Genomic DNA, 9,507 nt, shown 5'->3' on the forward strand with positions numbered 1-9,507 from the left:
ATGAGCGATCGTTTTATCAAATTTAATGATGAGCAATTAGATGCTAAGCAAGTTATGATGTTGCAAGACTTAGCACGCTTACTTCTCAAAAATGAACAAACACAAGTTAAAATTCAAAAATTCCCTTATTATGATCCAATCAACAACACATTGATTACAAGTTGGTTCTGGTCGCACCGTCCCGACCATATAGAGAAAGCTGGACTTAAAACAGATGTCATGCTTGCCGCTTACGGATATCAAATGATGGATGAAACTATTGTTAATAATGTACTTCATGATGATGAATTTGCACATCCGAAGTTCTATCAACAACTTTTTAGATTACTTGAAGATATGCGTGTGTTTAATCATATTCGTATTGCACGTCCTAGCACAGCTAAATTAATAGATTTACGTTTACAAACGCGATTGTCTTATACGGAGTCTCAAATCAAATTTTATAAGACTAAAACAGTATATACTGACTTGCTATTTTTATATTTAGAAAAAGCATTTCTAAGCCAAAACTTCTATGATATTCCAACCATAGATTCACAATTAGATGATATTTTAAATTCAATGTTTCTGTACTTACCTAACTTTTTCCAAAATGAAACATCAGAAGATAATATGTACTTAGCACAACGCATCATGTTTCAAATCGATGATATATTAAACAAAGATATGTTAAACGAATATTATCATCTTCCTCGTAGGGTATATGAAGCAATCCACGAAATGTCATTTGATGAGTTGAAACGAACGGATGCAAGTAACGTCGACGGTAAAGATAATACATCTGAAGATACAGATGCAGAAACTGCTGAAGCTGAAACAAAAGCTCAAGATAGCAAATCAGAAGGCGGCGCATATCTTGAAATGGAACTTCATGAGGGTGAAAATAGTGAGGTTATGAGTGATAATGATACTGCACGTGAAGGTGATTCCACAGACGACATGACGGATATGATGACTAAAAAAGGGCGTGGTTCAGAAAATACACTGAACAACGATGAAGGCGGGTTTATTGGCGAGAACGCTTCATTTGCACTTAAAGGAATTAACGAAAATGTTGAAATCAAATGGAATGTGCCTGATATTGAACCTGATTTCTTGCCAGCATATCAAGATGTTAAAAATGATGTTCAATTCGAAACGAAAGATTTAATTCAAATTATTAAAAAAACGATTGATCGAGAACATGTAGATGAGCGTCACAATTTAACTAAAGGTCGTTTACAACGAGATTTAACTAATTGGTTTATCGATGACCAATATAAATTATTTTATAAGAAACAAGATTTAAGTAAGACGTTCGATGCTACTTTCACATTACTAATTGATGTGTCTGCAAGTATGTTCGATAAGATGGAGGAAACAATCAAGGGTGTTGTGCTTTTCCATGAAACGCTTAAAGCATTAAATGTTAAGCATGAAATACTGGCATTCAATGAAGACGCATTTGATTCTGATGATCGTAAACAGCCTAACATCATTGATGAAATTGTTCATTACGATTATTCAACTATGGAAAAAAGCGGGCCACGAATTATGTCGTTACATCCGCAAGACGATAACCGTGACGGTGTAGCCATACGTATTGCTAGCGAACGTTTACTAAGAAGAAGTCATAATCAACGTTTTCTAATCGTCTTTTCTGATGGAGAACCTTCAGCTTACAATTATGCGCAAGATGGTATTTTAGACACGTATGAAGGCGTAGAAATGGCACGTAAATATGGTATTGAAGTATTTAATGTGTTCTTGAGTCAAGATGTTATTACAGAAGACATTGAGCAAACTATTCACAATATTTATGGACAATATGCCTTATTTGTTGAAGGCGTAGAAAATCTTCCAAGCCATCTATCACCATTACTCAAAAAACTACTACTAAAATCATTTTAAATTTTTGTATAAATATAGCTTTAAATATATATCAACTTTTCAAATTTTCTGAAATCACATAGACTTGCAATTCCTTTTTATGCTAGAATGTTTAATATTGCAAACATACACATAAAAAGGAGCAATTCTATGAATAAGAATACTTGGATTGTAGGATTTACGTTATTCGCTATGTTTTTCGGCGCAGGTAATCTTATTTTTCCACCAAATTTAGGTCAAGATAGTGGTCATTTCTTTTGGCCCGCTGTGATCGCATTTTGTTTAACAGGCATTGGCTTACCGTTACTAGGCGTTATTGTAGGCGCTTTAGACAAACAAGGCTACGTAGGTTCTTTAAACAAAATATCACCTAAATTTTCAATTATATTTTTAATTATTATATATTTAACAATCGGACCTCTGTTTGCAATTCCGCGTACAGCTTCAACTTCATTCGAGATGACTGTCACACCAATTGCTCATACAAATAGTAACCTTATACTATTCATATTTACGTTGATTTATTTCCTAATCGTTCTTTACCTTTGTATTAATCCAGGTAAAATTGTAGATCGTATCGGATCATTGTTAACGCCACTATTGTTGATAACAATTTTAGCCATGATTATTAAAGGTTTCGTCGATTATAGTGGTAATACGCCATCTCATGGAAATCAAGTTGATTATAGTTCAGCTATCGGAAGTTTTTCGAAAGGCTTTACAGAAGGTTATTTAACGATGGATGCAATTGCAGCAATTGCTTTCTCAATGATCGTAGTGAATGCAATAAAAGCAACAGGGGTAAAACATGCAGATCAAATATTTAAACAAACCGTAATGTCAGGTTTGATTGCTGCTGTAGCACTCATCTTCATATACGTGTCATTAGGATTTATAGGTAATCATATGAACGTAGACAATGAAACACTTAAAAATTTAACTGCTAAAGATCAAAATGTAGGAGCCTACTTATTAACAACAATGGCAGCAAGTGGTTTTGGTGTCTTTGGCAAATATTTATTAGGTATTATTGTTGCATTAGCTTGTTTGACAACTGCTTGTGGCTTAATAGTGGCTGTAAGTCAGTATTTCAATAGAATATTCCCTAAAGTTTCGTATAAAGCTTATACAATATTCTTTACTTTAATTAGTTTTATATTGTCCAATTTAGGTTTAAATGCAGTAATATCCATGTCTGTTCCTGTATTGAGTATTATTTATCCAGTTGCAATAACTGTGGTATTACTTATCTTACTTGCAAGATTTATACCAACTAAGCGAATTGCTCAACAAATACCAATTGTTGTCATTAGTATCGTTTCTATTTTGAGCGTTATTAGTTCTAACGGTTGGGTGAAGATGTCATTTATGGATGCTTTACCATTAAAGCAATATTCATTAGAGTGGTTCCCAATAGCAGTGATTGCTACCATTATTGGTTATATAGTCGCTAAGTTTGTAAAACAGGATTATATTATTTATCAAAAAGAATAGTTCCTTACCAAAAATTTACAACACGTTGAAGACATTAAAAAGCACATCAGACTCAAATTGAGTTGTGATGTGCTTTTGTTTATATGCTATTCTTTCTTCATAGAAAGTAAGTGTTGTTTTAATTCATCTTCTAAACCAACGAGTTCTTTTTCTGCTTCTTTACGTTTTTGGCGACCATTTTGTTGAATTTGAAGTGTTTGTTCTATCGTTTCGATAATATCGCTTTGTGTCGATTTAAGTGTTTCAATATCAACAATACCGCGCTCATTTTCAGTAGCAGTTTCAATAGCGTTTTGTTTTAACATCGCCGCATTTTGCGTAAGCAAATCATTGGTTGTATCAGTTACTGCACGTTGTGCAGACACTGCATTACGTTGTCTCATCAATGTAAGGGCAATCGCCATTTGATTTTTCCAAAGTGGAATACTTGTAAGAATAGAACTTTGAATTTTCTCAGCTAAAGCCTGATTCACATTTTGAATCATACGGATTTGTGGTGCAGTTTGTATTGCAATTTGACGAGATAATTGTAAATCATAAATGCGTTTATCTAAACGATCAACAAATTGTTCCATATCCGCGACAGCTTGGATATCCATTTGATTGCCACTTTGATGCGCATTTGCTTGTAATTTTGGAATATCTTCAGCTTGTATTTCATGTTTTTTTCTTTTAGCAGCAGCAATATATAAATTAACATCATCAAAGTAATCTTTATTTTGTTGGTATAAACCATCTAATAATTTAATGTCTTTAGATAGATTATTTTTGTGTCTATCAAGCTGAATTGTAATTCTATCAATTTGCGCACTAACAGATTGCATTCTTGAAAATACTTCATTAATAGAAGCTTTCGTACGTTTAAATAAACGTTTCAACTTAGATTGTTTCTCTGGATTTAATTCATCAGGGTTGACGGCTTTTAGTTTTGACATTAGCTGATTAAGTGAATCCCCAACAGGTCCAATATCTTTTGTCTGCACTTCATCCAACATTTTATGCGAGAATTGAGACATGTTTTCTTGTAAATGAGTACCATAAGTTAGTAACCCATCATTATCTAAAGGTTTAATTTGTTGACTAATAGTTTCAATCTTTTGTAGTTCTTTATCAGTAAATTGTTGATGAAAATCGTCTAAAACTGTATTATCATGTGCTAGGTTAATGTTGTTTTCATTATTTAAATTATTAAACTGTTGTTGTTCTATATAATCATCTAATGGATGTGCGTTGTTAAATTGTTCATCTCGAGACATTTAAGTAAATCGCTCCATTTCTTTATTCTATTTATCTTTATGACGTGTTTGTTCCAATTTATTAAGTTGCATTTCAACATCTAGACGTTCGTAATCATCTTCATTGATTCTCTTCAAATCAGCAATTAGTGTACGTTTCACTTCATCTAGCGTGATACGTGTTTGTTCTAATTTTTGCTTTTCTTCAACTGATTTTTTTGGCATTTTAGCCAGTCGAGTATACGACTCAATTAAATTTAAAGCATTGTCTATATGTGAATAAAAGAAACTTTCAACTTTAAAGAACATTGCTGGTCGTTGTTTAACAGCAAAGTGAATAGACTTTGATATTCTATAGATATCATTTATTTGTCTAAAATCCTGAATAGATCTTACATTAATAAATGACTTCAATATAGTACGTATCTTGTCTTGGGTTTGCTTTAAATGGTTTCTCACGTAATAATAGTCTCTTCGTGAAAGGCCAATTTCTGTTAAATACTTCTTTGACGTAAGTCGTTGAGTAGGGAAGTAGGACACAAAAAACATCCCAATTCCTATTAAACCATCAATAATGAATGATAAATCAAAGCCAAAAACGCTGATCAACCATGACACTATTGCTACTGGAACCCCCACAATCACGCCAAAAAGTCGAGAAATATTGTATCTCAAATGACATCTTCCTTTTTATATTTAAATCGATTTAAAGTCTGTAAAATCTTCACTCAAATTAGTTTCTTCAAGTTCATAGTGTGTAACATGTGAAGCAGGTGATGCACCATTGATCACAGCATTAATAAACTGATCAATATTATCGTCATTACCTATTGCATATATTTCAACATAATCATCTACATTCTGAACTGTACCTTTAACATGATATTTGATTGCTAATCTTTGCGTATAATATCGAAAACCTACACCTTGAACAGTTCCAAACACTTGTAAATGCTTTTGCTTCATAGTATCACCTCTTACACTTATTATACGTAGTTTTATACTAAAAAACTAATATTTACTATTGAATCAAGAGGCTATCAGTCAAAAGTATGAGCCGTTATATTTTTAATTCAGATATAAAATAGTTAAAATAAGTATTATAGGTTAATTGAGAGGGGATTTATATATGTGGACAGTTACCAAGATCAGAGCTGACTACGAGGGATGGTGGTTATTTAGTGACTGGACAGATAAAATTGTTGAACAACATCAATTTTCAACGTATGCTGAAATGATTGATTACTATAAAAATATAATTGCAAAAAGTAAAAATGATTATGATAATTATGTTGTTGGTAAATACAATATTCATGCATTTTATAACAACTGTGATTTAAACTTTTGTGAAGATTGTGAAGAAGACTTACAAATATTTTATAGTTTTATTGTATTAAATAATAAAGAAGTATATTATAATCTACCAAAAATTAATTAAAAGATAATTTTCTATAATTGTATTGCAATTTGGTAAGAACTAACATATAATTACTACTAAGCAATGGTTTTATTCCATATTGCAAAGAATATCTGTAAGAGTTATTTATAGCGTTTCGTTATTCATACATAATTGTCACATGTATTTTTTGTAATATGCGAATAATGCATATTGAAAGAATTTAGTCTTGGAGGTTTCAGAATTATGAAACAAGGTACAGTTAAATGGTTTAACGCTGAAAAAGGTTTTGGTTTTATCGAAGTTGAAGGTGAAAACGACGTATTCGTACACTTCTCAGCAATTAACCAAGATGGTTACAAATCATTAGAAGAAGGTCAATCAGTTGAATTTGAAGTAGTTGAAGGCGACCGCGGTCCTCAAGCTGCAAACGTTGTAAAACTATAATAAATAGATTGTAAAATATTGACTTTAGTAACACCTTACCAAGATGTAAGGTGTTTTTTATTTTAAGGGCTCTTCGTCAAATCGGACTGATGAGTCCTAATATTGAGATTAAGCAACCTTAGGTTGTTTAATCTCTTTTTTTGTTGTTGAGGCAAATAGTCGCGAAGTTATTATAGAGCCTTTTTATTTTAAGTTAATAATGGCTTTAGAAAAGGATTGTACGAAAAATGAGTTTACCTTTTATTGAATGGTGCAAAATAAAATATTGTTTTTTATTGTATAAATATATTATTATTAAACTGATAAGTAGGAGAAAGGAGAGATGATTATGTTAAAACTTTTAGATATTTTCCAATTCTCAATTGGTAGATTTTATATCGGCTATCGTGGCCGTCATATTAAATGGTAATATCAATCTTAAAAAATCGAAGAATAATTTGTATATTTGCAATTATTTGTATAATACTCAGTAGTTCAATGATGCTAAATTTATTAATAGGCTTAACTGCTTATCTAATAAAATCAGAATTTTTAGAGTTTATAGTTTTATTGTTAAGTATTAACATCTGTTTTTTAATAATACCTACTTATCTTTCTTCAATTTTTTCTTATAAATTCGATCCATACTCAATGTATAAATTTTCAAATATATTAATTTACACAATTATTTTTATTTTAGTGTTTTATTTTTTTGATGATTTTTAAATTAACATTATTTTATTTAACAATTGCAATGGGAGAAGAATATTTATTTAGAGAAGTTGTTTATAAAATCCTATTAAATAATTTTAGTTTTATCAATTCAATTATTATAGGTTCTTTATTGTTTTCTTTGTTATTACATTTAAATGAGTCAATAATAACAAATTTATTAATTAGATTCCCATCTAGTATTTTATTATATTTATTAAGATATGCTTTTGGTCTTAGGGCATCTATAAGTGTTCATTGGATTTATAATATTTTAGTTTCAAAAGTAATAGGGTGATTGTATGAAATTAGCACTTATTTCGATTTTAGTAAATTGTATTTTTTATATTTATTTAGCTTATTTGGGCTTAGATATAAATTTATTTTTATCAACTGTTTTAACTATTATTATTCCTTGCTTAATTTCTTCAATAGCAATAATCTTTGTTAAACCATCAATATTACATGTGTTAATCACTGTTGCATTTAATGTTTTTTATTATATAATTTACAGTTTATATATTATGAATTTAGATGGTTATTTAGAATATGTTTCTAAATATAATATTGATAATAATGATATAAATATACAAGTGTCACCAAATATGTTAGAAATCTCTCAAGTAATTTTTTAATATTGGCTTATTTAATACCTCAACTATTCATAATATTTATTAAATTTAAAAAAGGGGAGAAACATGTTAGAATTTAAAGATATTTCAAAAAAATATCATAAAAAAGCAATTTTAGAAAATATAAATTTCAAAATATGTAAAGGGGAAAAAGTCAGTTTGCTTGGTACTAATGGGGCAGGTAAAACTACTTTAATGAAGCTAATTGCTAAATCTCAGTTGCCTACCCAAGGTCATATTTTTTATAATGGCATTGATATAAATAGTAAAGATAACGTTTTAAATGATTTTGCATTTATGATTAATCAAATCTATTTCCCTGAAATTAGCGCTAGAAAAAATTTAGAATATTACTTAGAAATTAATAATAAAAAAGAATATTCTAAAGATATAAGTAAAATTTTAAATCTAGTTGCTCTAGAAGATAACTCGAAGAAAGTAAAATACTTTTCATATGGTATGAAACAGCGATTATGTTTGGCGTTATGTTTAATAATCAAACCAAAAGTTGCTATTTTAGATGAACCATTTTTAGGTTTAGATCCTATTGGAGTACAAAAATTAATAACAATCATCGAACAATTTTCTAAAGAGAATGACACAATTTTTTTAATATCTAGTCATCAATTAAAAGAATTAGAAGGATTGTGCACAAGGTTTTTATTATTAAATAAACGAAAGATTACAGAAATAGATGTTAAAGAACAAAACAATATTATAAAAATGAAATTTAAAAAAACAATTAACAATATTGACAATTTACTTTCTAAGTACTCATTTATTGAAAAAATCGACTTAAATATTGTCACTATAAAAAATGAGAACGATAACTTGTCTAAATTACTTGTAGAGTTAAGGGATAATTCTTTATTAGAAGTTATACATAACTCACATGATTTAGAATCATATTTTTATCAAGAGTAGGTATTTCAAATGTTTAAATTTATATTCATGTATGTTTTTAAGATACGTGCCACATGGTTACTTTTAATTTTAGGTCTCTATCCTTTATTAATATTTTTAGCACAATTTTTAAATAGTAATTTCTTATCACTCTCAGCTAGTCAAGCTGGTAGTGTAAGCTTTTTGGAAACCTTTATTGCGATATATGATACCCAGCAAAAGTCAATGCTATCATTAATAATAGTTGCTTATTTAGCATCAATATTATTCTATAATGAAATTAGTACTAGTCGTCTTCTTTTTTTCAAAGATCAGAATAGAAATAAAATTTTTAATAATAAGTTTTTATCAATCATTATTGTTTATATTACTTTTCTAATTATATTGTGTGTATCCTCAATAATTGTTTATTTATATTTTGTGAATAATCATGATTATTCATCACATTCTTTATTATTAAAAGATACTAAATATAATCATTATCTAATGACAAATTTGATGGGCTTATTTTTTACCGATGCTATTTTAATATTTTTATCACTTATTGCATCTATACGTTTCAATACTGGAGTAACTATTATTACTTTAATTACAGGATTTATTCTCATAAAAGTTACAGACAGTATTGATAAAATTAAGATTTTCCCTTCTAATTTTATCAAATTAGATAGTAATATTAGCTTTTCGCAAAATTTATTAATAATGAGTGTAATTACTTTAGTATACATAATAGTTATATATCTTGTATCAAAACTTATATTTAAAAAATTACAATATTAATATATATATAATAGAATTAATTATTAAGATATTAAAAACCTAGATAAAGTCCGTATAATTG

11 protein-coding genes are annotated in these 9,507 nt (G+C 29.0%); 8 read left to right on the forward strand and 3 right to left on the reverse strand.

The genetic code is table 11. From position 1 onward, the window contains the following. Positions 1-1,890 (forward strand): vWA domain-containing protein, encoded by a 1,890-nt coding sequence (locus KA878_RS12490; RefSeq protein ID WP_193839348.1) that lies wholly within the window; start codon positions 1-3, stop codon positions 1,888-1,890. Positions 1,891-2,019: 129 nt separating this feature from the next. Beyond that, on the forward strand, positions 2,020-3,363 hold the full coding sequence (gene brnQ3 / locus KA878_RS12495) for a branched-chain amino acid-like transporter carrier protein BrnQ3 (RefSeq protein WP_075108480.1): 1,344 nt from the start codon (positions 2,020-2,022) through the stop codon (positions 3,361-3,363). 86 nt (positions 3,364-3,449) lie between these two features. Here brnQ3 and KA878_RS12500 read toward each other — a convergent pair whose 3' ends face one another. Genes KA878_RS12500 through KA878_RS12510 form a run of 3 tightly spaced genes read right to left on the reverse strand, consistent with a single transcriptional unit; the run spans position 3,450 to position 5,564 of the window. After that, positions 3,450-4,619 carry a toxic anion resistance protein gene (locus tag KA878_RS12500; RefSeq protein WP_193839349.1) on the reverse strand — a complete coding sequence of 390 codons (1,170 nt, stop codon included), beginning with the start codon at positions 4,617-4,619 and terminating at the stop codon, positions 3,450-3,452. A gap of 27 nt (positions 4,620-4,646) precedes the next feature. Then, positions 4,647-5,273 carry a 5-bromo-4-chloroindolyl phosphate hydrolysis family protein gene (locus KA878_RS12505; RefSeq protein WP_053030888.1) on the reverse strand — a complete coding sequence of 209 codons (627 nt, stop codon included), beginning with the start codon at positions 5,271-5,273 and terminating at the stop codon, positions 4,647-4,649. A 21-nt stretch (positions 5,274-5,294) separates the two neighbouring features. Further along, positions 5,295-5,564, reverse strand: a complete 270-nt coding sequence (locus KA878_RS12510) for an acylphosphatase (protein ID WP_053030890.1) — start codon at positions 5,562-5,564, stop codon at positions 5,295-5,297. 163 nt (positions 5,565-5,727) lie between these two features. Between KA878_RS12510 and msaA the strand changes: the two genes are divergently transcribed. The 6 genes from msaA to KA878_RS12540 all read left to right on the forward strand — a co-directional run bounded on the left by msaA (position 5,728) and on the right by KA878_RS12540 (position 9,446). Beyond that, positions 5,728-6,036, forward strand: a complete 309-nt coding sequence (gene msaA / locus KA878_RS12515; protein WP_070855609.1) for a regulatory protein MsaA — start codon at positions 5,728-5,730, stop codon at positions 6,034-6,036. A 204-nt stretch (positions 6,037-6,240) separates the two neighbouring features. After that, a complete protein-coding gene (gene cspA / locus KA878_RS12520) occupies positions 6,241-6,441 on the forward strand; it encodes a cold shock protein CspA (protein WP_002433901.1) in 201 nt (66 codons plus the stop codon). Between the two features lie 733 nt (positions 6,442-7,174). After that, on the forward strand, positions 7,175-7,429 hold the full coding sequence (locus tag KA878_RS14420; RefSeq protein WP_228480716.1) for a CPBP family glutamic-type intramembrane protease: 255 nt from the start codon (positions 7,175-7,177) through the stop codon (positions 7,427-7,429). A gap of 4 nt (positions 7,430-7,433) precedes the next feature. Next, a complete protein-coding gene (locus tag KA878_RS12530) occupies positions 7,434-7,766 on the forward strand; it encodes an Msa family membrane protein (RefSeq protein ID WP_193839350.1) in 333 nt (110 codons plus the stop codon). Positions 7,767-7,829: 63 nt separating this feature from the next. Beyond that, positions 7,830-8,687 carry an ABC transporter ATP-binding protein gene (locus tag KA878_RS12535; protein WP_193839351.1) on the forward strand — a complete coding sequence of 286 codons (858 nt, stop codon included), beginning with the start codon at positions 7,830-7,832 and terminating at the stop codon, positions 8,685-8,687. A 9-nt stretch (positions 8,688-8,696) separates the two neighbouring features. Further along, positions 8,697-9,446: a hypothetical protein gene (locus KA878_RS12540; protein ID WP_075108474.1), complete on the forward strand. Its 750-nt coding sequence runs from the start codon at positions 8,697-8,699 to the stop codon at positions 9,444-9,446. Positions 9,447-9,507: the final 61 nt, after the last annotated feature.

The sequence above is a fragment of the Staphylococcus sp. GDY8P57P genome, assembly GCF_017892585.1.
Lineage (GTDB): Bacteria > Bacillota > Bacilli > Staphylococcales > Staphylococcaceae > Staphylococcus > Staphylococcus borealis.